This is a genomic window from Streptomyces sp. NPDC059895 (assembly GCF_042731035.1).
GTDB lineage: Bacteria > Actinomycetota > Actinomycetes > Streptomycetales > Streptomycetaceae > Streptomyces.
Genome location: NZ_JBHWKO010000003.1, coordinates 177,629 through 200,321, shown reverse-complemented (window position 1 = coordinate 200,321; position 22,693 = coordinate 177,629). Strand labels below are relative to the sequence as shown.

The following is a 22,693-nucleotide window of genomic DNA, read 5'->3' as shown; positions in this document are numbered from 1 at the left end:
TAGGTGACAGTGCAGGGAGAAGCTTGCTGTGAAGGAAAACATTTCCCTACCGTCGATGACAAGCCACCCACGAGGAAGCACCCCCGCTCTCACGCCACTTGTCGAGGCACGGACCTGGTCACCGCGTGGATCCACAACCGACCGACGAAGGGACCCTCCCGTGGACGACCCCCCAAGCGTCTCCCTCACCTTCCCGCCCCACCCCGCCTGGGTCCGCACGGCCCGTGACGCCGTCCGGACCCTCCTCCTCATCTCCTCCCACCCCGGCCTCGCCGACACCGCCGTCCTCCTCACCTCCGAGGCCGTCACCAACGCCATCAACGCCTGTGCCGACAAGGGCTGCACCACCCCTGTCACCCTCCACGCCGGCTGGACCGACCCCCACCGCCGCCTCCGCGTCGCCATCCATGACGAAGCCCCGGGCCTCCCCACCCCCCGAACCCCCGCCCACGACGACGAGGACGGCCGCGGCCTCCACCTCATCGCCGCCGGCGCCGACGCCTGGGGCATCTGCACCCACGGTCCGGGCCGGGGCAAGGCCACCTGGTTCGAGCTCGGACAGCCAACCTAGGCATAGGCCGGTGGCACATTCACCCAAAGGGCTGAATAAGCCGCGAAACGGTGTTCACCGCACCCGGCACCCGCCTACGTTCCGTCACATGGTCAGTTCAGCGCATGAGGCGATGCACCAGATCTTCCGGGAGGATCCGGGGCTCTTCGCCCGGGCCCTGCCCCGGGCGGGCATCGCCTTCCCCCAGCCCACGGCGATCCAGCACCTGGACACGGATCTCACCGAGATCAGGCCGCTGGCACGCAGGGTGGACACCCTCTTCCGGGTCGACACGGCGGACGACGGCAGCTTCCTGCTCGCCGTCGAGGCCCAGGGCAAGCCGGACCAGGACAAGCCGAGCAGTTGGACGTACTACCTGGCGCACCTCTACGCCAAGTACCAACTGCCCCCGATCCTGCTGGTCGTCTGCCGGGACAAGGCCACCGCGTCCTGGGCGGCGGAACCCGTCCGGGTCGGCCTGCCCGTGCACACCAGCATGGCGGTCTTCCCACTGGTCCTGGGCCCGAGCAACGTTCCCGCGGTCACCGACCCGGACGAGGCGAGCGAGGACCTCGCCCTCGCCGTCTTCTCCGCGCTCGCCCACGCCAAGGACCCGGACCTTCCTGCGATACTGGACGCGCTGGCGGAGGCGGTGGCCGAGACCGGCGGCGAGACCGCGAAGCGCTGGGCGGAATTCACCGAAGTCGGCCTGGGCGACACCCAGGCCCGTGCACTCTGGAGGCAGCTGATGGCCACCTACACTCCCCGTTTCCCCGGCAGCGGCACCATCATCGAGGAAGCTTTCAACGAGGGCGAGGCCAGGGGCCGGGCCGCTGACATCCTCCGCGTTCTCGAGGTGCGCGGGATCGAGGTCCCCGAGGCCGCTCGGGAGCGGGTCACCTCCTGCACCGACCTGGAGGTGCTGGGCACCTGGCTCGACCGGTCCTTGACCGCGTCGACGGCGGACGACCTGTTCGATGAGTCGTAGCGACACCCGGCCCGTGCACCGTGGAGGCAGCTGATGGCCGCATACACCCCCCGTTTCCCCGGCAGCGGCACCATCATCGAGGAAGCTTTCAACGAGGGAGAGGCCAAGGGCGAGGCCAAGGGTCGCGCCAAGGCCATCCTCCGCGTCCTCGAGTTGCGTGACATCGAGGTCCCCGAAGCCGTACGAGAGCGGGTCAACTCCTGCACGGATCTCGACCTCCTCGACACCTGGCTCGACCGTTCCCTGACCGCGTCAACCGCCGAAGACCTGTTCGGCGAGGCGTAAGCGGGCCTCGGAAGACAGCGGGGCGCGGCACGCTCCCACGACGTGCCGCGCCCCTTCCCCGTTCCCCCGAATCAGGCGGTCTCGAGGGCCGGGAGCGTGCCCGACTTCGCCGCCTGGCCGTACCACAGCGCGCTCGACTTCGGCGTACGGGCGAGCGTCGCGTAGTCCACGTACACCGCGCCGAACCGCTTCTCGTAGCCGTACGCCCACTCGAAGTTGTCCAGCAGGGACCACAGGAAGTAGCCGCGGACGTCGGCGCCCTCGGTGATGGCGCGGCGGACGGCCCGGAGGTGGCCGTGCAGGTAGGCGACGCGCTCGGGGTCGTGGACGCGGCCGTCGGAGTCGGGCTTGTCGTCGTAGGCCGCGCCGTTCTCCGTGATGTAGAGCGGCAGGCCGGGCGCCTCCTTCGCGTAGCGCATGATCAGCTCGTGCAGACCGGTCGGGTCGACCGTCCAGCCCATCTCGGTGCGCTCGCCCGGCGTCTGGTGGAAGGCGACGTCGTCCGCGCCCGGCCAGGGGGTGTGGTCGCTGGTGCCGTGGCCGTCGGCCCGCGGGGCCCTCGGGTCGGCGTCCGCCGCCGAGACCAGGGTGGGCGTGTAGTAGTTCAGGCCCAGCGCGTCCAGCGGCTGGTGGATCGCCTCCAGGTCGCCGTCGAGGACGTACGACCAGTCGGTGAGGGAGGAGGTGGCGGTAAGGAGCGTCTCGGGGTACGCGCCCCGCAGCAGCGGGCCGTGGAAGACGCCGTTGGCGAGGTCGTCGATCTTCCGGGCCGCGGCCAGGTCCCCCGGCGACTGCGACAGCGGCCGCACCACCGACGAGTTGAGGCTGATCGCCACCGAGTTGCGGGCCGGCATCACCGACCGGAGCGCCGAGGCGCTCAGCCCGTGCGCCAGGTTCAGGTGGTGGGCCGCCCGCAGGGACGCCACCGGGTCCGTGCGGCCCGGCGCGTGCACGCCGGACGCGTAGCCGAGGAAAGCGCTGCACCAGGGCTCGTTGAGCGTGATCCAGTGCTCCACCCGGTCGCCGAGCGCCTCCCCGACGATCTGCGCGTACTCGGCGAACCGGTACGCCGTGTCGCGCTCCGGCCAGCCGCCCGCGTCCTCCAGCTCCTGCGGGAGGTCCCAGTGGTAGAGGGTGATCGCCGGCTTGATGCCCTTGGACAGCAGCTCGTCGACCAGGCGGCGGTAGAAGTCCAGGCCCACCTGGACCGCCGGACCGCGGCCGGTCGGCTGGACCCGCGACCAGGAGATGGAGAAGCGGTACGCCGACAGACCGAGCTCCGCCATCAGCGCCACGTCGTCGCGGTAGCGGTGGTAGTGGTCGACAGCGATGTCACCGGTCTCACCGCCGGCGGTCTTGCCCGGCGTATGGCTGAAGGTGTCCCAGATCGACGGCGTGCGGCCGTCCTCCCGCACCGCCCCCTCGATCTGGTACGCGGACGTCGCGGCGCCCCAGAGGAAGGCGGAAGGGAAGGACACCGGGTTGGCCGGCTGTGCGGACTCGGACATGGAAGCGCTCCCATGGGTGGTCGTCGAGGTCGTCGAGACCGACGGAGGATGGGGGAAGAGGTGCGGGTGCGGAAAGGGGGCCGAGGCGGCGCTGACCCGGCCCCCGGAAACGTCGCTGGGATCGGCGGTGGACGTCAGCCCTTCACGGCCCCCTGCATGATGCCGCCCACGATCTGCTTGCCGAAGATCGCGAAGACCAGCAGCAGCGGCAGCGTGCCCAGCAGCGCGCCCGCCATGATCAGGGACTGGTCGGGCGTGAACCCGCGGCCGAGGCCCGCGACCGCCACCTGCACGGTCGGGTTGCCGGTCTGGCTCAGCACCAGGAACGGCCACAGGAAGTCGTTCCACGTCTGGACGAACATCAGCATGCCGAGCACCGCCATCGCGGGGCGCGCCGCGGGGAACACCACGTGCCACACCACGCGCCAACTGCTCGCGCCGTCCACCCGGGCCGCCTCGATGATCTCGTCCGGCAGCGCCTGGATCAGGTACTGCCGCATGAAGAACACACCGAAGGCGCTCACCAGCGACGGCAGGATCACCGACTGGAGCTGGTCGGTCCACTCCAGCTTGGCGACCATCATGTACAGCGGGATGATGCTCAGCTGCGGCGGCACCATCATCGTGCCGATGACGATCAGCATCAGCGCGCCCCGCCCCTTGAACCGCAGCTTGGCGAAGGCGAACCCGGCGATCGTGGAGAGGAAGACGATGGTCACGGCCGACGTCCCGGCCACGATCGTCGTGTTGAGGAAGGCCGTCCCCAGATTGGCGTCGTTCCAGGCCAGGTCCAGGTTGTGGAAGAGGTTGGAGCCGAACCAGAACGGCGGCGGCGTCTGCGCCAGCCGGTTGCTGTCGCGGGAGGCGGCGATCGCCGTCCACACCAGCGGGAACAACGAGCCGATCGTGAAAAGCGCCAGGATCAGGTAGGCGACCGGCCCGGCGTGCAGCGTGCCGCCGGCGCGGGCCGACCTGGGCCGTCGCCCGCCCGGGGACTTCCGCGGGGTCGTGTCCGGCGGAGTCAGTGTCGTCGTCACGGCCGTACTCCTAACTACTGGCGCGCAGCCGGCGCGAGATGACGTAGTTGACGATGCCGATCACGATCAGGATCAGGAACATCGTCCAGGCGATCGCGGAGGCCCGGCCGAGGTGCTGGTTGACCCAGCCCTGCTCGTACAGGTACAGGCCCAGCGTCTGGAACTGGTGCTCCGCACCACCGGACGAGCCCTTGTTCGCGTCGAACAGCAGCGGCTCGCCGAACACCTGGCTGGCGCCGATCGTCGAGACGACGACCGTGAAGAGGATCGTCGGCCGCAGCGACGGCAGCGTCACATGGAAGAACTGCTTCCAGCGGCTCGCGCCGTCCAGCGCCGCCGACTCGTACAGATCCTGCGGGATCGCCTGCATCGCGGCCAGGTAGATCAGCGCGTTGTAGCCGGTCCACCGCCAGATGATGATCGTGGAGACCGCGAACTGCGACGGCCACTTGTCCTCCTGCCAGTCGACCGCGTCGATCCCGACCAGGTCGAGCACCCAGTTGACCATGCCGTAGTCGCGCCCGAAGAGCAGCACGAAGACGAGCGAGGCGGCCGCGATCGACGTCGCGTACGGCGCGAGCATCACGACCCGGTAGAAGGTCGAGGCGCGCAGCTTGTAGTTGAGGATGTGGGCGAGCCCCATCGCCATCAGCAGCTGCGGCACCGTCGAGATGATGCCGATGGTCAGGGTGTTCTTCGCCGCGTTCCAGAAGAACTCGTCGTCGAAGATCCGCGTGTAGTTGTGCAGCCCCACCCAGGTCATGTCGGTGGGCGCGGTCATCTCCACCTGGTGCAGCGACGCCCAGCCCGTGTAGACCAGCGGGAACATGCCGAAGGCGAGGAACAGCAGGAAGAACGGGGAGACGAAGGCGTACGGGCTCCAGCGGATGTCGCGCTGCCAGCGGCGGGAGAGCCGGGCGCGCCGGCGCTGCTCCGCCTCCGCGGGCGCGGCGCCCGGTGTCGGGCGGCCCGGGGCCGCGCCCCCCTCCTTCACGGGGGGCGCGGCGCTGTCGTGACGGGTGGTCATACGAGTCACTGGTCCAGGCTGTTGTCGATGGTCTTGGTGGCCGTCTTCCAGGCCTCCTCCGCCGACTTGCCCTTCGTCACGAGGATGACGCCGTTGTCGGTCAGACCCTGCTGGATGATCTGGTCCTTCGGGCCGATCACCTGTTCCGGGGCGGCCTTCGCGGCCGCGGCGAAGATGGTGCCGATGGGGGCGTCACCGGTCATCTCGTTCTTGGCGCCGGTCACCTCGGGCATCGTGTACGCGCTCGGCGCGCTCGGGAAGGAGCCCTGCACCTTGAACAGCTTCGCCTGCTGCTCCGGCGCGGTCAGCCAGGCGACCAGCTTCTCGGCCTCCTTCACGTTCTTGCCGCTGGAGGGCACGGTGAGGAAGGAGCCGCCCCAGTTGCCGGACTTCGGGGCCACCGCGACGGCCCACTTGCCCACGGACTCCGGCTTCGACTTGCCCTTGAGGGTGCCGAGCATCCACGGCGGACACGCCACCGTGGCGAACTTGCTGTTCGCGATCGTCTGGTCCCACGCCGCCTGGAACTGCGTCGAGGACTGCACCAGGCCCTCCTCGGCGGCCTTCGCGGTCAGGTTGAAGGCGTTCCTGACGGCCGGGTTCGTCTTGTAGATGACCTCGCCGGAGGAGTTGTAGAACTTCTCCGTCTGACTGCTGAGGATGGCGTTGATCAGGCCACCGGGAGAGTCCATGAAGTACGTGCCCTTCGGGGCCTTCTCCTTGTACTGCTCACCGACCGACACGAACTTGTTCCAGTCGCCCGCCCACAGCTTGCCGACCTCCGCCGGGTCGGTGGGCAGACCGGCCTGCTGGAAGAGGTCCGTGCGGTAGCAGATGGCCATCGGGCCGATGTCGGTGCCGAGGCCGATCGTCTTGCCGTCCTTGGTCGTGGCCTGCGCCCACTTCCAGTCCACCCAGTTGCTCGCCTTCACACCCGAAACCTTGGACATGTCCTGGAGCTTGGCGCTCTGGGTCGCGGTGATCTCGGCGATGTTGGCCACTTCGACGGCCTGCACGTCCTGCAGACCGCTGTTGGTGGTGAGGTGGTTGAGGAGCGGCGGGTAGTAGTTCTCGTTCCGCTCGATGACCGTCTCGGCGATCTTTATGTTCGGGTTGAGCTTCTCGTACTCCGCGTAGAGCCCGGCCTCCTTGAAGCCCATCGTGCCGAAGAGTCCCAGCGTGATCGTGGTCTTGCCGTCGCCGTCTCCGGACGACGAACCGCCCGAGTTCTCGTTGCCGCCGTCGTCGGCACAGCCGGCCAGCAGCCCGGCGCCCAGCGTCGCGACGGCCGCCAGGACCACCACCCGACGGGAGGTTCGGGTACGTGCTCGCATTACGTCCTCCTGTTGCCCTGACGTGCCGACCCCCCGGCCAACTGCATTGTTGGGCCCGTTAGTTTCTCGCTGCGGCTCGGGCGGGGAACGTGCGGGATATGTATGTGTCAGGTACCGTGGGAGCGCTCCCACAAGTGATGTGTTGAAGAGTCGCCGGTTCGGGCGGGGGTGTCAAGGGTGGGCGCGTGGAGAGATGCGTTCAGTTATCCGGCTGTTAGCTAACTCCCGGACAGCGATGCTTTTCGGCCGGAGCGGCCTTCGCGCCGGTGTGGCCGTACGGCGTGCGGCGGGCGCGGGTGGGCGGCGTCCGGGGCGGTAGGCGTGCGGCGTCCGGGGCGGTGGGCGTGCGGCTTCCGGTGCGCGGTCGCGGGGAGCGGGCCTGCGGTGCCCGGCCGTGCGAACAGTCGGGACTGTTAGATTCCAGGCCAGCGTGATGACGAACGGCGGGAAGGCGGAGCCCATGGCAAGCCACGGAGCGCGGGGCCGGAGCGGTGGCCGGCCGACCCTCGAAGAGGTGGCCGCACGGGCCGGCGTGGGCCGGGGCACGGTCTCCCGGGTGATCAACGGTTCGCCCCGGGTCAGCGACGCGACCCGCGCCGCCGTGGAGGCGGCGGTCGCCGAGCTCGGCTACGTCCCCAACACCGCCGCCCGCGCGCTCGCCGCCAACCGTACGGACGCCATCGCCCTCGTCGTCCCCGAGCCGGAGACGCGCTTCTTCGCGGAGCCGTACTTCTCGGACATGCTGCGGGGCGTCGGCGCGGAGCTCTCCGACACGGAGATGCAGCTGCTGCTGATTTTCGCGGGCAGCGACCGGGAGCGGCGGCGGCTGGCCCAGTACCTGGCGGCGCACCGGGTGGACGGTGTCCTGCTGGTCTCGGTCCACGCGAACGACCCGCTGCCGGACCTGCTCTCCCAGTTGGAGATCCCGGCCGTGATCAGCGGCCCCCGTTCCGCCGCGGAGACGCTTCCCTCGGTGGACTCCGACAACTACGGCGGCGCCCGTTCCGCCGTGGAGCACCTGCTGGCCCGGGGCCGCCGCCGTATCGCCCACATCACCGGCCGGCTGGACGTGTACGGTGCCCAGCGCCGCGTCGACGGCTACCGCGACGCCCTGCGCGACGCGGGGTGCGAGGTGGACGAGGGGCTGATCGAGCTGGGCGACTTCACCGAGGAGGGCGGCCGCCGCGCGATGGCCGACCTGCTCGCCCGTACGCCCTCGCTGGACGCGGTCTTCGCCGGTTCGGACGTCATGGCGGCCGGCGCCCGCCAGGTCCTGCGCGAGGCGGGCCGCCGCATCCCGGAGGACGTGGCCCTCGTCGGCTACGACGACTCCGCCATCGCCCGTCACATGGACCCACCGCTGACCAGCGTCCGCCAGCCCATCGAGGAGATGGGCCGCAGGATGCTGGATCTGCTGCTCACGGAGATAGCGGATCGCCGTCCGGCGGTGTCGCGGGGCCTGGAGCGGCGGCAGGTGGTGCTGGCCACGGAACTGGTGGACCGGGCGTCGTCGTAGCGGCGGGGGAGGGGCCGGGGGCGCGGGCGGCCGGGCGGGCGCGTTCGGGGGGACCGGCTGTCCAGGCCTGCGGGGCAGGCGTGTCGGCGGGGGCGGGTGCGGGTGCGGGGGGCGGGGGTGTTCCCGGAAACGCATCAGGCGGTGACCTTCATCCGAAGGTCACCGCCTGATGACTCAGGGTGAGTGACGGGACTCGAACCCGCGGCATCCTGGACCACAACCAGGTGCTCTACCAGCTGAGCTACACCCACCATGACCGGCGGTTCACTGGGTGGTTCACCGACCGGCCGAGAAAAAGTGTACAGGGTCCGAAGGGGTGCTCGCGCACGCCTTTCGCCGGGGTGGTCCGGCGGCCGTCTACTGGGCGGGCAGGACGTGCTTGGCGGCGATGGCCTTGGCGGTCTCGGAGTCGGGGCCGGGCTGCGGGACGAAGACGGCCTCACGGTAGTAGCGCAGCTCGGCGATGGACTCGCGGATGTCGGCCAGGGCGCGGTGGTTGCCGTTCTTCTCCGGGCTGTTGAAGTACGCCCGCGGGTACCAGCGCCGGGCGAGCTCCTTGATGCTGGAGACGTCGACGATCCGGTAGTGGAGGTAGTCCTCCAGCGTCGGCATGTCGCGCAGCAGGAAGCCGCGGTCGGTGCCCACGGAGTTCCCGCACAGGGGGGCCTTGCCGGGCTCCTTCACGTGCTGCCGCACGTACGCCAGCACCTGCTTCTCGGCGTCGGCGAGGGTCGTGCCGGCGGCGAGTTCGTCGAGCAGGCCGGACGCGGTGTGCATCTGACGCACCACCTCCGGCATCGTCTCCAGCGCCGAGTCCGGCGGCCGGATGACGATGTCCACACCCTCGCCGAGCACGTTCAGCTCGGAGTCGGTGACGAGGGCGGCAACCTCGATGAGCGCGTCGTCGGACAGCGAGAGGCCGGTCATCTCGCAGTCGATCCACACCATGCGATCGTTCATGCGACCACCCTAAGGCTGACGTCCCCCGATGGGATGCCCCCGGTTCCGCCCGGACAAGGGGACGGCCGCCCCGCAACCGCCCCGCAACCGCCCCACGGCCGTCTCCCGGTCGCCATCCGGCCGCCTCGCCGTGGTCACCCGGCCGTCCCTCGGTCGCGACCCGGCCGCCTCGCTGTCGTGGCCCGGCCGTCTCCTGGCCGCCTCACCGCCGTCACCCGGCCGTCTGTCGGTCGCCGCCCGGCCGTCCCCCGGAGGACGGCATGAGGAGGGGGCGGTGGGGGCGTCGCCCGCCCCCGCCGCCCCCTCCCGCCGGTCTCACATCGCGCTGCGTGGCCCCGGCAGCCCGGCCCGCGATCCCGCGTAGTCCCGCGGGTGCTCCGCCGACCCGGCGGACCCGGCGCCGGAGGACGCCGACGCGGTGGAGCCCACCGCCGCGCCCGCCGCCGTCCTGCGCACCTGCGGCGGCACACCGGGCTCGGGGTGGAGGGCCGGCCCGCTCGGCAGTCCGCCGGCCGGGGGTGCCGCGACCGGCGCCGTCGGCTCGCTGTCGGCGGGCGGACGCTCGCTCTGCGGCCGGCGGGCCCGGTACGCCGCCCGGTAGGCGGCCGGCGAGGAGCCCAGCTGTCGCCTGAAGTGTCCCCGCAGGGCCACCGGCGAGCGGAAGCCGCACCGGCCGGCGACCTCGTCGACGGAGTAGTCCGACGTCTCCAGCAGCCGCTGCGCCTGGAGCACCCGCTGGGTGATCAGCCACTGGAGCGGGGCGCTGCCCGTGAGCGACCGGAAACGGCGGTCGAAGGTCCGCCGGCTCATGTAGGCGCGCGCGGCGAGCGTCTCCACGTCGAACTGCTCGTGGAGGTGCTCCAGCGCCCAGGCGACGACCTCGGCGAGCGGGTCGGCGCCGATCTCCTCGGGTAAAGACCGGTCGAGGTAGCGTTCCTGCCCGCCCGAGCGGCGCGGCGGTACCACCAGGCGCCGGGCGAGCGCGCCGGCCGCCTCGTTGCCGTGGTCCGTGCGCACGATGTGCAGGCACAGGTCGATCCCGGCGGCCGTGCCCGCCGACGTCAGCACGTCGCCGTCGTCGACGAACAGCTCTCTGGGATCGACGTGCACCGACGGATAGCGCTTGGCCAGCGTCGGCGCGTACATCCAGTGCGTGGTGGCCGGCCGGCCGTCCAGCAGGCCCGCCGCCGCCAGCACGAACGCGCCGGTGCACAGGCCCACGATGCGGGCGCCCTCCTCGTGCGCCCGGCGCAGCGCGTCGAGCGCCTCCGCCGGCGGTGGCGAGGTGATCGAGCGCCAGGCCGGCACGACGACCGTGCCCGCCCGCGAGATCGCCTCCAGGCCGTGTGGCGCGGTGAGTTCCAGGCCTCCCGTGGTCCGCAGCGGACCGTCCTCGCCGCCGCACACCAGCAGGCGGTAGCGCGGCACGCCGGCGTCCTGGCGGTCGATGCCGAAGACCGACAGCGGGATGGAACTCTCGAAGATGGGGCCGCCGCTGAACAGCAGCACGGCGACGATCTCCTTGCGGCGTCGCCCGGACAGCTTCCGGGCCGCGGCTTCCGGCGCGGCAGTGGAGTCGTGGCTCATCCTGCTAAGCCCCCCTCGGTGGTCGCGGCTCCTCGGTTGTGTCGCTCCTGCACGTTTCCCCTCGGTCCTGCACGAGTCCCCCGCCGTAGACAGTCAAGATCGAATCTACTGTGTCGTGTGATGCCGGAGTGGCCAGTTCAGCACCCGGCACATTGTCGACATGGCAACTTGGCGTGAAGCATTCGATCACGAAGCGTTGCACTCGCGGGAGGCACAGGGAAGTGCGCCTCGTGGCGGTGGCCAATCTACGTAGGGTGCGCAGGGGCCCTGAGGCCCTTTCCGTGCAGGTGGAACGGTGCGTGGGGGGTGGTCGCGGCAAGGGATGCGCGGTATCCGGAAGTTGGCTGAAAAGATACGGGCGCGTGCGTGAAAACCGGTCAGCCGACCGGTGAGCTTCCGCCGTTGTGACGACCACCACGGTGCGCCCCCGTGCCGCCGCGCCGACCCCGGCCCCGGGGAGCCGCGTGCGTGCTCCGCGTACCCGGCGATGCGGGTGATGGCCCTGATGCCGGTGCTCCATGAGATGCCGGTGAGGCTCCTGAGGCTCCTGAGGCTTCTGGTGCGGTTGAGGTTCGTGAGCCGTGCGGGTGGTCCTGCGAACAGTGCGGGTCCTGCGAACAGTGCGGGTCGTGCGAACCGTGCGGGCCGTGCGGTGCCTGCGGGCCCCGCGGTGCCTGCGGGCCGTGCTGCGAGGCGCCCGGCGTCCCCGGGGCGGGGGGCCCGTGCGGCTCGTGCCCGTCGGCGGGTGTGAGTGCCGCGCACCGCTCGGACCGTCGCAGCAGCAGCCGGCACACGGCCGTGACGGCGGCGAGCCCGAGGGCGGTGCCGGCGGCGCCGGCCGGGGAGGTGCCGTACCAGAGGAGGACCACCGGGACCAGGACGCAGCTGAAGGCCGCCCAGCGGATCAGGTCGGTGGTCCTGTCGCCGCCGGTGCGGGTCGCGGGCGCGGGGCGGGGTGGGGGAATGGTGCGGGCTCCTCCCTGGGGGACGGTCGGCGGGTTCAACGCCTGTTCGGCCCGGTCGGTCACTCACACGGTGAACGGCCGACACGTGAATCCTGTGCAAACCGCCTGTACGGGGCAGCAACCATTGCGTTACGGGCGCCCCCTCGTGCATGCTCCCTGGAACCCCTACGGACCACGCGCGGGATCTGGGCCGACGAGGCGTGCCGCCGTACCCTTGGGGGTATGACGTCGGGAAGACGATTCCCGGACACACCTCCGGCGCTCCAGCTCGTCCCCACCGTATAAGGATCGATACGCCGAGACAGCCATGGCCGGTCACGAATTCTTCGAACCCGCGGACCGCAAGCGGCCGGTCGCCGACCCCACGGCGGCCGATCCCCTGGCGGCGGAAGAGACGCGCCACACCTGCGATCCCGCCTTCAAGCACGGCGTCGTCGTCGGCTTCGACGGCTCCACCTCCAGCGAGCGCGCCCTCGCCTACGCGATCGGCATGGCCCACCGGTCCGGCTCGGGCCTGATCATCGTGCACGTCGCCAACCGGCTGCCCACCACGGTGTGGGCCGGCTGCGAGCCGCCGGTCTTCGTCGACGTGCCGGACCACCGCACCGAGGTGCTCGGCCTGGAGCTCGCCTGCGCCGACTACCTCGCCGAGGTGCCGTGGATCCTGGTCGAGCGCGGCGGTGACATCTGCCACGAACTCGAAGAGGTGGGGCGGGAGTACGAGGCCGACGCGATCGTCGTCGGCTCCACGCACGGCATCGTCGGGCGGATCTTCGGCTCGGTCGCCGGACGGCTCGCCAAGCGGGCCCAGCGGCCCGTCGTCGTCATCCCTTGACGCCAACGCGCCGTCCGCTCGCGGGAGATGAGCGGCCGGCACCTCGGGGACCCCTTTGTGCGCACGTGAACCTACTTGTGCGTAGAGGTGTTTGTGCCTTTGTGAAGGGCATATATCGCTCACCGCACAACTGCACAAAGCATGAAGGGAGCCCGCCGTGGACAACGACGTCTCCGCGGGAAGCACCACCACGATCGTCGGCCGACTCGCCCTGGGCATCACCCTGTTGGCACTCGGACTCGGGTACACCGACCTGATCGACGGCGTGACGGCGGCGGATGCCGTGCCCCTCGCCCACTACGTCGGCGGCGTCGCGCTGTTCGTCGCCGGCCTCTTCGCCTTCCGGGACCGCGACACGGTCACCGGCACCTCGTACGCGGCCCTCGGCGCCCTCTGGTTCACCTGGGCGGTCTCCGCCGGGTCGCCGGTCTCCGACAACGCCGCCGGACTCTTCCTGCTCCTGTTCGCCCTCGTGGCGCTCTCCCTGACCGCCGCCGGGGGCGATCCCCTCGGCCGGGCCGCCTACGGGCTCCTGACCGTCGCCCTCGTCCTGCTCGCCGTCGCCCGCTTCGCGGACAGCGGCGCAGCGGCCCGGGCCGGCGGCTGGTTCGCCGTCGCCGCGGGAGCGGTCGCCTGGTACGCGGCGACCGCGGCCCTGGCCCACTGGCCGACCGCACTGCCCCGACGCGCTGCCGGCCGGGGGGTGACGGCCACCGGCTGATCGCAGCGGCGGGCCGGGGCGCTCGGACTCCCCCGGCCCCTTGAGGGAACGACCCCCGTGGAGGTGGCCCACGGGGGTCGTTCACGTCCGGGCCGGGACGTCCGGACGGGACACCCCGGCGGAAGTCCCTGCCGGGACGTCCGGACAGGGCGCCCCGGCGGAAGTCCCTGCCGGATCGGTGGAGACCTACTCCACCGTCACCGACTTGGCGAGGTTGCGCGGCTTGTCGATGTCACGGCCCAGCGCCTTCGCCGTGTAGTAGGCGAGCAGCTGGAGCGGGATGCCCATGAGGATCGGGTCGAGCTCGTCCTCGTTCTTCGGGACGACGATCGTCTGGTCGGCCTTCTCCTGCTCCTGGTGGGCGACCGCGAGGATCCTGCCGCTGCGGGCCTTGATCTCCTCCAGGGCGGCGCGGTTCTTCTCCAGCAGGTCGTCGTCGGGGACGATCGCGACCGTCGGCAGGGCCGGCTCGATCAGGGCCAGCGGGCCGTGCTTGAGCTCGGAGGCCGGGTAGGCCTCCGCGTGGATGTAGGAGACCTCCTTGAGCTTCAGGGAGGCCTCACGGGCCACCGGGTAGCCCCGGACACGGCCGATGAAGAGCATCGAGCGGGCCTCGGCGAACTGCTCGGCCAGCTTCTTGATGTCCTCCTCGCCCTTCATGATCTCGGCGATCTGGGCGGGCAGCTTGCGCAGGCCCTCGATGATCCGCTTGCCGTCGCGCACGGACAGGTCGCGGGTGCGGCCCAGGTGCAGGGCGAGCAGCGCGAAGGCGACCGTGGTGTTGGTGAAGCACTTCGTCGAGACGACGCAGACCTCGGGGCCGGCGTGCACGTAGACGCCGCCGTCGGCCTCGCGGGCGATCGCCGAGCCGACCACGTTGACCACGCCGAGGACCCGGGCGCCCTTGCGCTTCAGCTCCTGCACGGCGGCCAGCACGTCGTAGGTCTCACCGGACTGCGAGACGGCGATGTACAGGGTGTCGGGGTCGACGACCGCGTTGCGGTAGCGGAACTCGGAGGCGGGCTCGGCGTCGGCGGGGATGCGGGCCAGCTCCTCTATCATCTGGGCGCCGATCATGCCCGCGTGGTACGAGGTGCCGCAGCCGAGGATCTTCACGCGGCGGATCTGGCGCGCCGCGCGGGCGTCCAGGTTGAGGCCGCCGAGGTGCACGGTGGAGAACCGGTCGTCGATGCGGCCGCGCAGCACGCGGTCCACGGCGTCGGCCTGCTCGTGGATCTCCTTGTGCATGTAGGTGTCGTGGCCGCCCATGTCGTAGGAGGCGGCCTCCCACTCCACGAGGGTCGGCTCGGCGGTGGTGCGGGTGCCCTCGGTGGTGTAGGTGCGGAAGTCGTCGGCCTTGAGGGTGGCCATCTCGCCGTCGTCCAGCGTGACGATCTGGCGGGTGTGGGCGACGAGGGCGGCGATGTCCGAGGCGACGAACATCTCCTTCTCGCCGATGCCGAGGACGACCGGGGAGCCGTTGCGGGCGACGACGATGCGGTCGGAGAAGTCGGCGTGCATCACGGCGATGCCGTAGGTGCCCTCGACGACGCGCAGCGCCTCGCGGACCTTGTCCTCCAGCTTCTCGGCCTCGGAGCGGGCGATCAGGTGGACGAGGACCTCGGTGTCGGTCTCGGAGAGGAACTCGACGCCGTCCGCCTCCAGCTTGCGGCGCAGGTCGGAGGCGTTGTCGATGATGCCGTTGTGGACGACGGCGACCTTGAGGTCGGCGGACATGTGCGGGTGGGCGTTGACGTCGGAGGGGGCGCCGTGGGTGGCCCAGCGGGTGTGGGCGATGCCGGTGGTGCCCTTGAACCGGGCCGGGACCTTCGCCTCCAGGTCACGGACGCGGCCCTTGGCCTTGACCATCTTCAGGCCGGCCGTCTTCGGGGAGGTGACGACGACGCCCGCGGAGTCGTAGCCGCGGTACTCCAGGCGCTGGAGCCCCTCCAGGAGCAGGGGGGCGACGTCACGCTTCCCGATGTATCCGACGATTCCGCACATGTATACGTATTCCTCAAGTCCCGTTGGATGGTGCCGGCGTGGTGGGGGGCCGTCAGCCGTAGACGATGCGCCGCAGCTGCCGGAGCGTGAGCTCGGGCGGGGCGACCGCTCGGTAGTGCAGGTCCGCCTCGATCCGTTCGAAGATCTCCGCGTTGACCAGGCCCTGGGTCTGGAGTTCGCGGTGGCGGCGACGGACGAAACTCTCGGTCGTCTCGTCGAAGTAGGCGAGCACGTCCTGGATCACCCGCAGCGCCTCGCCCCTGTTCAGGGGGGAGGAGCGGGTCAGATGATCTACAAGTTCGTCGTGCACCCGGTAGATCCTGGGGTACCGCAGCGGCTTTCGCAAGATTCCTGCCCGAAATCGGGCAACCGCCTGTTAAGGATCTTTGGGCGAACGTTGAATCTCTCATGAGGGCATGTTCGTGAGCCGTCCACCCCCACGCCTGCAACCCGTTGCCCGAGGGGACCAGTTTCAGACGCCATGGACATTCCTCGCATGGGCGTTCCCGAGCAGCTCGCCGGACGCATGAACATGGCCGAGCAGCACGAGTACCTGCGCTCCCGCTTCTCCCGGCGCACGATGATCAGGGGCGGCGCGGTCACCCTGGGCGCCGTCACCGGTGGCGCGTTCGTGACGGGCGCCACCGCACAGGCCGCCCCCCGGACGGCCACCGCCACCAGCACCGAGAAGGTCGACGGCGCCCTCGTCGCCCCCTTCGGCCGCCACCTCGCCTACGGCGCCGACGCGCGCACGGAGATGACGATCTCCTGGCAGGTGCCGGTCGCCGTGGACAAGCCGTTCGTCCGCATCGGCGCCCACCCCTGGGACCTCTCCCGCAAGATCGAGGCCGAGGTCCGTACGCTGTACACCCCGGCCGGTGTCGGCGCGAGCGGCGACCACACCCAGTACTACGTCCACGCCAAGCTGGCCCGTCTCCAGCCCGGCCGTACGTACTACTACGGTGTCGGCCACGCCGGCTTCGACCCGGCCGCCCCGCACCTGCTCGGCACGCTCGGCACCTTCACCACCGCCCCCGCCAAGGCCGAGCCCTTCACCTTCACCGCCTTCGGCGACCAGGGCGTCAGCTACCACGCCCTCGCCAACGACGGCCTGATCCTCGGCCAGAACCCCGCCTTCCACCTGCACGCCGGCGACATCTGCTACGCCGACCCCGCCGGCGCGGGCAAGACCACCGACACCGGCTACGACTCGCGCACCTGGGACCTGTTCCTGGCGCAGACCGAGACGGTCGCCAAGCAGGTCCCGTGGATGGTCGCGTACGGCAACCACGACATGGAGGCCTGGTACTCGCCCAACGGCTACGGCGGCGAGGAGGCCCGCTGGGTCCTCCCCGACAACGGCCCCGACCCGGCCGACCTCCCCGGCGTCTACTCCTTCGTCCACGGCAACACCGCGGTCATCTCCCTCGACGCCAACGACGTCTCCTTCGAGATCCCGGCCAACCTCGGCATCTCCGGCGGCACCCAGACCACCTGGCTGGAGGCGCAGCTGAAGAAGTACCGGGCGGCGAAGGACATCGACTTCGTCGTCGTCTTCTTCCACCACTGCGCCTACTGCACCTCCACCGCCCACGCCTCCGAGGGCGGCGTGCGCCAGGAGTGGGTGCCGCTGTTCGAGAAGTACACCGTCGACCTCGTGATCAACGGCCACAACCACGTCTACGAGCGCACCGACGTCCTCAAGGGCGGCGAGGTCGTCAAGAAGCTGCCGATCGGCGGCACCGCCTACCCCGAGACCGAGGGCGTGGTCTACGTCACCGCGGGCGCGGCCGGACGCAGCCTGTACGCCTTCAGCGCCGGCCAGTCCTACGAGGGCCACGAGAAGGACATCGAGGCCGTCTCCTCCTACGTCGTCCAGAAGGGCGGCAAGCAGACCGAGACCGTCGCCTGGTCGCGGGTGCGCTACCTCGACTACTCGTTCCTGCGGGTCGACGTCACCCCCGCCGCCAAGGGCCGCTACGCCACCCTGAGCGTCAGCGGCATCGCCGAGACCGGCGACCGGGTGGACCACTTCACGGTGGCGCGCCGGGCCAAGTAGCGCGGTGCGCGCCGGGCCGCACAGCGCGGTGCGCGCCGGGCCGCCGCGACCCGCGGCCCGCCCGCGTCCGGACAGCACGGCGGGCGCCCCCGAGGACCGTACTCGGGGGCGCCCGCCCGTCCCTGTCAGAACCCCGCGATCGGGTTCTTCAGCGTGCCGACCAGCTGGAGGGCGCCCGACGGGTCCGCCAGGTCCACCATCTGCTTGTTGTTGCGCAGCTGGAGCCGGTTGAGGCAGGACAGCGCGAACTCGGGGGCGAACATGTCGTACTGCCGGAACTTGTCGGCGAGTTCGGGCGTCGCCTCCTGGTAGGCGCGGGTGACCTCGGCGACCGTGCGCCAGAAGTCGTCCTCCTCCAGGATGCCCTCGGCGGCCAGGTTCGCCGCCAGGAAGCGGAAGAAGCAGTCGAAGACGTCCGTGAAGATCGACAGGAGTTTCCTGTCCTCCGGGACCTCCACGCGGACACGCCGCACCTCGGGCGGCAGCACCGCGTCCGGGTCCATGACCGCGATCTCCTCGGCGATGTCCTTGTAGACCGCCCGCTGCACGGCCCCGTCCTTCAGCACCAGGATGGTGTTCTCGCCGTGCGGCATGAAGACCAGGTCGTAGGCGTAGAAGCTGTGCAGCAGGGGCGTGTAGTACGCCTGGAGGTAGGCGCGCAGCCACTGGGTCGGGGACTGGCCCGACCGCTCGATCAGCGCGCCGGCCACCGACCTGCCCTCGTGGTCCAGGTGGACCAGCGAGGCCATCGTCGCGAGCGTCTCGCCGTCGCGCAGGGAGGGCACCGGGCTCTCCCGCCACAGCGCGGCCAGCATCTTGCGGTACGGCGAGTAGCGGTCCGTCGCCGCCTCGTACTCCAGGTGCCGGTAGCCCACGGCCGCCCGCTCCCGGATGATCGACAGGCCCGTCGACTTCAGCACCGGGTCGTTGTCGATGAGCTGCGCCAGCCAGTCGTTGATCGCCGGGGTCGCCTCCATGTACGCCGCCGACAGGCCGCGCATGAAGCCCATGTTGATGACGGACAGGGCCGTCTTCACGTAGTGCTTCTCGGGGTGCGAGGTGTTGAAGAAGGTCCGGATGGACTGCTGGGCCAGGTACTCGTCGTCGCCCTCGCCCAGGCACACCAGGTTCTTCCGCGCCACCTCGGCGGCGAAGGTGACGGACAGCTTGTTCCACCACTGCCAGGGGTGGACGGGCATCAGGAGGTAGTCGGCCGGGTCGAGGCCCTGCTCGCGCAGGACGCCGTCGAACCGGTCGACTGTCGCCTCGCCCAGCTCCTGCCGGACGAACGACTCGTACGCGATGCCGACGCCCGCCGTGAACGCCGCCCGCGACCGGTGCGCGGCCAGCCACACCAGGCGGACCGGGCTCGCGGTCTCCGGCGCGTACGACAGGTACTCGTGGATGCCGAAGCCGAGCCGCCCGTTGTTGGCGACGAAGCAGGGGTGGCCCTCGGTCATCCCGGTCTCGATCGCCTGGAAGTCCGAGCGGGCCAGCTCGGCCGAGGTCGGCTGTGGTTTGGTCAGCTTGTAGCAGGTGCCGGAGAGGGTGGAGGAGATCTCCTCCAGGTAGACCGGCAGGATCTCGTCGCTCAGCCCGAGCGCGGCGCGCAGCTCGATGAAGAAGTCCAGCGCCGCGACCGGCAGGTCGGCGCCGTCCCGGGTACGGGTGATCGAGTCGGCGTCGACCTGCCAGTGGTCCAGGGCGCGGCGCACGGCGGTGAAGCGGTAGGACGTCAGGCCGTCGTCGCTGCGCACGACGTACCGGTCGCCCCGCTGCTCGGGGGTGATCAGCCGCTCGTGGGCGAACTCCGCGAGGGCTTTGCGGACCAGGAGGCGGTTGGCCTTCTCCCAGCGTTCGGGGGAGAGATGGGCCACGGCGTCGGCGAGGCTCACGGGTTCACCCCCGTGGCGGCGGTGAACCGCTCCCGGGTGCAGAAGCTCAGCAGCGCTTTCTTCTCCGGCTTCCGGATCTCCCGCTCGGGGACGAAGCCGACGGCCTCGTTCAGGGCGTGGACGGCCTTGTTGGAGACGTCCGGCTCGACCACGACCCGCTCGACCGCCGGGTCGGCGAACAGGTGCGCCATCACGGCCGTGATCACCGCGCGGGTGAAGCCGTGCAGGGGCCGGTCGGTGGGGGCGACCAGGAAGTGCATGCCGACGTCGCCGGGCTGCGGCTCGTACAGGCCGACCAGCTCCCGGTGGGCCGGGTCGTAGTACTCCATCAGGAAGGCCGGGTCGCCGTCGTGCAGGCCGAGCAGGGCGTGGTGGTGCTCGTCCGCCGCGATCTCCATGTAGGCGCGCTCGACGTCCTCCAGTTTCGCGTCCTGCATCATCCAGAAGGCCGCTTTGGGGTGGGTGACCCAGCCGTGCAGCAGCTCGGCGTCCTCGATCGGGTCGAGGGGGCGCAGGGTGAGGGGGCCGATGGTCGTGCTGGTGGTCATACGGCGAACTCCTGGAAGGCGATCGTCTTCTCGACCGGGTAGTACTCGCCGCCGAGCAGCTCACGGATGATGTAGCTGTTGCGGTAGGCGCCCATGCCGAGGTCCGGGCTGGTGATGCTGTGCGTGTGCACGCCCGCGTTCTGCAGGAACACACCGCGGCCCGTGGTGTCGATGGAGTAGTTGCGGGCCACGTCGAAGTTGCCCCGGGAGTCGTAGCGCAGCCGGTCGCGGACCGGTGCGAGGAACTCGGGCTCGGCGTACTGGTAGCCGGTGGCCAGGACCAGGCCCTCGGAGGTCAGCTCGTACTCCTTCTCCTGCTCCTCCTGGCGGAAGGACAGGGTGTAGGCGCCGTCGTCGTACGTGGCGCCGTTCAGGGACGAGTTGGTGAGCAGGCGGGTGGGCACCGGACCGCCGAGGTTCTTCTGGTACAGCAGGTCGAAGATCTCGTTGATCAGGTCGCCGTCGATACCCTTGAAGAGACCTTTCTGCTCCGCCGTGAGCCGGTAGCGGGTGGCCTCCGGCAGCTCGCGGAAGTAGTCGATGTACTCCGGCGAGGTCATCTCCAGCGTGAGCTTGGTGTACTCCAGCGGGAAGAAGCGCGGGGAGCGGGTGACCCAGTTCAGCTGGTAGCCGTGGACGTCGATCTCGGCGAGGAGGTCGTAGTAGATCTCGGCGGCGGACTGGCCGGAGCCGACGATCGTGATCGACCGCTTCTTCTGGAGCTCCGCCTTGTTCTGCACGTAGCGGGAGTTGTGGAAGAAGTCGCCGCCCAGGCCCTGGCAGGCCCGCGGGACGTGCGGCGAGGTGCCGGTGCCCAGGACCAGGTGCCGGGCGCGGTAGACGTCGCCGGCGGTGGTGCGCACGACGTAGAGCTCGTCCTCGTAGGTCACCTCGGCGACCGTCGTGGAGAAGCGGACGCTGCTCAGTTTGTTCGCGGCCCAGCGGCAGTAGTCGTCGTACTCGACGCGCAGCGGGTAGAAGTTCTCCCGGATGTAGAACGAGTACAGCCGGCCCTTCTCCTTCAGGTAGTTGAGGAAGGAGTACGGCGACGTCGGGTCGGCGAGGGTGACCAGGTCCGACATGAACGGGGTCTGGAGGTGGGCGCCTTCGAGGAACATGCCGGCGTGCCACTCGAAGTCCGGCTTGGACTCCAGGAAGACCGCGTCGAGCTCCTCGATGGGTTCGGTCAGGCAGGCGAGGCCGAGGTTGAAGGGGCCGAGCCCGATGCCCACGACGTCGTAGGTCCTTTTCGTGGCGTCGGTGGTCTCAGCAAGCGCGGTCAAGGGACTCTCCCAGGTACTGCTCGGCGTGGCCGGCGATCAGGTCGAGGACGGCGGCGATGTCGGCCGGCGTGGTCTCGGGGTTGAGCAGGGTGAACTTCAGGTACTGGCGGGCGCCGACCTTGGTGCCGGCGACGACCGCGTCGCCGGAGGCGAAGAGGGCCTTGCGGGCGTAGAGGTTGGCCCGGTCGATCTCGGCCGGGTCGGTGACGGTCTGCGGGATGTAGCGGAAGACCAGGGTGGACAGCGTCGGCTGGACGACGACGTCGAAGCGCGGGTCGGCGGCCAGCAGGTTCCAGCCCTCGACCGCCAGGTCGCACACCTCGTCGAAGAGCTGCCCGATGCCGTCGGCGCCCATCACGCGCAGGGTCATCCACAGCTTCAGCGCGTCGAAGCGGCGGGTGGTCTGCAGGGACTTGTCCACCTGGTTGGGGATACGTTCCTGCACCATGCGGCGGGGGTTGAGGTACTCCGCGTGGTAGGTGGCGTGGCGCAGCGTGGTCGCGTCCTTCACCAGCACCGCGGAGGAACTCACCGGCTGGAAGAAGGACTTGTGGTAGTCGACGGTGACGGAGTCGGCGCGCTCGATGCCGTCGATGCGGTCGCGGTACTTCACCGAGGCGAGCAGTCCGCAGCCGTAGGCGGCGTCGACGTGCATCCAGGTGCCGTACTGGGCGCACAGCTCGGCGATCTCGGGCAGCGGGTCGATGGAGCCGAAGTCGGTGGTGCCGGCCGTGGCGACGACGGCCATGGGGATCAGGCCGTCCTCGGCGCAGCGCTCCAGTTCACGGGCGAGAGCGACGGTCTGCATGCGCTTGTCGTGGTCCACGGGGATGGTCACCACGGCGTCCTGGCCGAGGCCGAGGAGTTTCGCGGACTTCTTCACGCTGAAGTGGCTGACCTCGGAGGCGAAGATGCGCAGTTTCGCCAGGGAGTCGCTCTTGGCCTCGTCGCGGGCGAGCAGCAGCGCCTGGAGGTTGGACTGGCTGCCGCCGGAGGTGAACACGCCGTCGGCGGAGGCGCCGAGCCCGATGCGGGCGGCCGTCCAGTCGATCAGTTTGCGCTCGATGAGTGTGCCGCCGGCCGACTGGTCCCAGGTGTCGAGGGAGGAGTTGACGGCGGAGAGCACCGCCTCGCCGAGCACGGCCGGTATGACGACCGGGCAGTTGAGGTGGGCGAGGTAGCGGGGGTGGTGGAAGTAGATGGCGTCGCGGAGGTAGACCTCCTCCAGCTCGTCCAGGACCGCCGCCGTGTCGTGCAGCGGCTTGTCGAGGTCGATCTCCTCGATGCGGGGGGCGAGGGCGTCGACCGTGACGCCGGTGAACGGACGGTCGGTGGCGGCGAGTTTGGCGGCCACCCGCTCGACTCCTTCGGTCACGGAGCGGCGGTATTGCTCCGCGGTCGTGTCATTGAGCAGGTGCGAGCGCATGGTGGGGGTCCTCCGATGGGGACGGTCCGCTGCGGTACGGACTCAGGGGCGGAGCCTCGGGTTCAACTTAGGTTAGCCTAACCTAAGTAACGTGATCGCAATCCAGGCGTGACGGTGACAGTGATCACGTTTGCACTCAGTGGTCGCGGGCCGGTGGGAGCGCGG

General features: G+C 70.3%; 19 protein-coding genes and 1 tRNA gene. 7 read left to right on the top strand and 13 right to left on the bottom strand.

Annotated features, from left to right (window positions below; all coding sequences use genetic code 11):
* The first annotated feature begins 160 nt into the window (after positions 1-160).
* The 3 genes from ACFV9M_RS04870 (at position 161) to ACFV9M_RS04860 (ending at position 1,823) form a co-directional block, all read left to right on the top strand.
* Entirely contained in the window at positions 161-571 is a 411-nt protein-coding gene (locus tag ACFV9M_RS04870) for an ATP-binding protein (RefSeq protein WP_385062430.1), read from the top strand.
* Positions 572-659: 88 nt separating this feature from the next.
* Positions 660-1,538 (top strand): hypothetical protein, encoded by an 879-nt coding sequence (locus tag ACFV9M_RS04865; RefSeq protein WP_385062432.1) that lies wholly within the window; start codon positions 660-662, stop codon positions 1,536-1,538.
* Positions 1,539-1,571: 33 nt separating this feature from the next.
* Complete coding sequence (locus ACFV9M_RS04860) at positions 1,572-1,823, top strand: hypothetical protein (protein WP_385062434.1); 252 nt, start codon at positions 1,572-1,574, stop codon at positions 1,821-1,823.
* Between the two features lie 71 nt (positions 1,824-1,894).
* Here ACFV9M_RS04860 and ACFV9M_RS04855 read toward each other — a convergent pair whose 3' ends face one another.
* The 4 genes from ACFV9M_RS04855 to ACFV9M_RS04840 form a co-directional block, all read right to left on the bottom strand.
* The gene (locus ACFV9M_RS04855; protein ID WP_385062436.1) at positions 1,895-3,331 is read right to left on the bottom strand and encodes a GH1 family beta-glucosidase; all 1,437 of its coding nucleotides are present in this window, start codon (positions 3,329-3,331) and stop codon (positions 1,895-1,897) included.
* Between the two features lie 134 nt (positions 3,332-3,465).
* On the bottom strand, positions 3,466-4,368 hold the full coding sequence (locus ACFV9M_RS04850; RefSeq protein ID WP_385062438.1) for a carbohydrate ABC transporter permease: 903 nt from the start codon (positions 4,366-4,368) through the stop codon (positions 3,466-3,468).
* Positions 4,369-4,378: 10 nt separating this feature from the next.
* Positions 4,379-5,395, bottom strand: a complete 1,017-nt coding sequence (locus tag ACFV9M_RS04845; protein ID WP_385062440.1) for a carbohydrate ABC transporter permease — start codon at positions 5,393-5,395, stop codon at positions 4,379-4,381.
* 5 nt (positions 5,396-5,400) lie between these two features.
* Positions 5,401-6,729 (bottom strand): extracellular solute-binding protein, encoded by a 1,329-nt coding sequence (locus ACFV9M_RS04840; RefSeq protein WP_385062442.1) that lies wholly within the window; start codon positions 6,727-6,729, stop codon positions 5,401-5,403.
* A gap of 460 nt (positions 6,730-7,189) precedes the next feature.
* Here ACFV9M_RS04840 and ACFV9M_RS04835 point away from each other — a divergent pair, with 460 nt between their 5' ends.
* Complete coding sequence (locus tag ACFV9M_RS04835; RefSeq protein WP_385062444.1) at positions 7,190-8,245, top strand: LacI family DNA-binding transcriptional regulator; 1,056 nt, start codon at positions 7,190-7,192, stop codon at positions 8,243-8,245.
* A gap of 178 nt (positions 8,246-8,423) precedes the next feature.
* On the opposite strand, the gene ACFV9M_RS04830 is transcribed toward ACFV9M_RS04835, so the two are convergent.
* The 3 genes from ACFV9M_RS04830 to ACFV9M_RS04820 all read right to left on the bottom strand — a co-directional run bounded on the left by ACFV9M_RS04830 (position 8,424) and on the right by ACFV9M_RS04820 (position 10,792).
* Positions 8,424-8,496 (bottom strand) — tRNA-His (locus ACFV9M_RS04830).
* Positions 8,497-8,602: 106 nt separating this feature from the next.
* A complete protein-coding gene (gene orn, locus ACFV9M_RS04825; RefSeq protein WP_385062446.1) occupies positions 8,603-9,205 on the bottom strand; it encodes an oligoribonuclease in 603 nt (200 codons plus the stop codon).
* Between the two features lie 315 nt (positions 9,206-9,520).
* Positions 9,521-10,792 (bottom strand): helix-turn-helix domain-containing protein, encoded by a 1,272-nt coding sequence (locus tag ACFV9M_RS04820; RefSeq protein WP_385062448.1) that lies wholly within the window; start codon positions 10,790-10,792, stop codon positions 9,521-9,523.
* Positions 10,793-12,064: 1,272 nt separating this feature from the next.
* Between ACFV9M_RS04820 and ACFV9M_RS04815 the strand changes: the two genes are divergently transcribed.
* A complete protein-coding gene (locus ACFV9M_RS04815; RefSeq protein ID WP_385062450.1) occupies positions 12,065-12,592 on the top strand; it encodes a universal stress protein in 528 nt (175 codons plus the stop codon).
* 157 nt (positions 12,593-12,749) lie between these two features.
* Positions 12,750-13,313 (top strand): GPR1/FUN34/YaaH family transporter, encoded by a 564-nt coding sequence (locus ACFV9M_RS04810; RefSeq protein WP_385062452.1) that lies wholly within the window; start codon positions 12,750-12,752, stop codon positions 13,311-13,313.
* Between the two features lie 186 nt (positions 13,314-13,499).
* Here ACFV9M_RS04810 and glmS read toward each other — a convergent pair whose 3' ends face one another.
* Complete coding sequence (gene glmS / locus ACFV9M_RS04805; protein ID WP_385062454.1) at positions 13,500-15,317, bottom strand: glutamine--fructose-6-phosphate transaminase (isomerizing); 1,818 nt, start codon at positions 15,315-15,317, stop codon at positions 13,500-13,502.
* A 52-nt stretch (positions 15,318-15,369) separates the two neighbouring features.
* A complete protein-coding gene (locus ACFV9M_RS04800; RefSeq protein WP_385062604.1) occupies positions 15,370-15,627 on the bottom strand; it encodes a hypothetical protein in 258 nt (85 codons plus the stop codon).
* 186 nt (positions 15,628-15,813) lie between these two features.
* On the opposite strand from ACFV9M_RS04800, the gene ACFV9M_RS04795 reads away from it, so the two are divergent.
* Positions 15,814-17,376, top strand: coding sequence for a purple acid phosphatase family protein (locus tag ACFV9M_RS04795; RefSeq protein WP_385062456.1), 1,563 nt, complete (start codon positions 15,814-15,816; stop codon positions 17,374-17,376).
* Between the two features lie 125 nt (positions 17,377-17,501).
* On the opposite strand, the gene ACFV9M_RS04790 is transcribed toward ACFV9M_RS04795, so the two are convergent.
* From ACFV9M_RS04790 to desA, 4 genes are read right to left on the bottom strand one after another with little or no spacing between them, the layout of a single operon-like run.
* Positions 17,502-19,271 (bottom strand): IucA/IucC family protein, encoded by a 1,770-nt coding sequence (locus ACFV9M_RS04790; RefSeq protein WP_385062458.1) that lies wholly within the window; start codon positions 19,269-19,271, stop codon positions 17,502-17,504.
* The gene (locus ACFV9M_RS04785; protein WP_385062460.1) at positions 19,268-19,819 is read right to left on the bottom strand and encodes a GNAT family N-acetyltransferase; all 552 of its coding nucleotides are present in this window, start codon (positions 19,817-19,819) and stop codon (positions 19,268-19,270) included. Before ACFV9M_RS04785 ends, ACFV9M_RS04790 begins: the two co-directional genes overlap by 4 nt.
* A complete protein-coding gene (locus ACFV9M_RS04780; RefSeq protein ID WP_385062462.1) occupies positions 19,816-21,102 on the bottom strand; it encodes a lysine N(6)-hydroxylase/L-ornithine N(5)-oxygenase family protein in 1,287 nt (428 codons plus the stop codon). Before ACFV9M_RS04780 ends, ACFV9M_RS04785 begins: the two co-directional genes overlap by 4 nt.
* Positions 21,086-22,528 carry a lysine decarboxylase DesA gene (gene desA / locus ACFV9M_RS04775; RefSeq protein WP_385062464.1) on the bottom strand — a complete coding sequence of 481 codons (1,443 nt, stop codon included), beginning with the start codon at positions 22,526-22,528 and terminating at the stop codon, positions 21,086-21,088. Before desA ends, ACFV9M_RS04780 begins: the two co-directional genes overlap by 17 nt.
* Positions 22,529-22,693: the final 165 nt, after the last annotated feature.

Excerpts from the sequence above, each read along its gene's own strand:
- ACFV9M_RS04795 (WP_385062456.1), top strand. The coding sequence starts at position 15,814 with ATGGGCGTTCCCGAGCAGCTCGCCGGACGCATGAACATGGCCGAGCAG.
- ACFV9M_RS04860 (WP_385062434.1), top strand. The coding sequence starts at position 1,572 with ATGGCCGCATACACCCCCCGTTTCCCCGGCAGCGGCACCATCATCGAG.
- ACFV9M_RS04815 (WP_385062450.1), top strand. The coding sequence starts at position 12,065 with ATGGCCGGTCACGAATTCTTCGAACCCGCGGACCGCAAGCGGCCGGTC.
- desA (WP_385062464.1), bottom strand. The coding sequence starts at position 22,528 with ATGCGCTCGCACCTGCTCAATGACACGACCGCGGAGCAATACCGCCGC.
- ACFV9M_RS04785 (WP_385062460.1), bottom strand. The coding sequence starts at position 19,819 with ATGACCACCAGCACGACCATCGGCCCCCTCACCCTGCGCCCCCTCGAC.
- ACFV9M_RS04840 (WP_385062442.1), bottom strand. The coding sequence starts at position 6,729 with ATGCGAGCACGTACCCGAACCTCCCGTCGGGTGGTGGTCCTGGCGGCC.
- ACFV9M_RS04820 (WP_385062448.1), bottom strand. The coding sequence starts at position 10,792 with ATGAGCCACGACTCCACTGCCGCGCCGGAAGCCGCGGCCCGGAAGCTG.
- ACFV9M_RS04865 (WP_385062432.1), top strand. The coding sequence starts at position 660 with ATGGTCAGTTCAGCGCATGAGGCGATGCACCAGATCTTCCGGGAGGAT.
- glmS (WP_385062454.1), bottom strand. The coding sequence starts at position 15,317 with ATGTGCGGAATCGTCGGATACATCGGGAAGCGTGACGTCGCCCCCCTG.
- ACFV9M_RS04845 (WP_385062440.1), bottom strand. The coding sequence starts at position 5,395 with ATGACCACCCGTCACGACAGCGCCGCGCCCCCCGTGAAGGAGGGGGGC.
- ACFV9M_RS04855 (WP_385062436.1), bottom strand. The coding sequence starts at position 3,331 with ATGTCCGAGTCCGCACAGCCGGCCAACCCGGTGTCCTTCCCTTCCGCC.
- orn (WP_385062446.1), bottom strand. The coding sequence starts at position 9,205 with ATGAACGATCGCATGGTGTGGATCGACTGCGAGATGACCGGCCTCTCG.
- ACFV9M_RS04835 (WP_385062444.1), top strand. The coding sequence starts at position 7,190 with ATGGCAAGCCACGGAGCGCGGGGCCGGAGCGGTGGCCGGCCGACCCTC.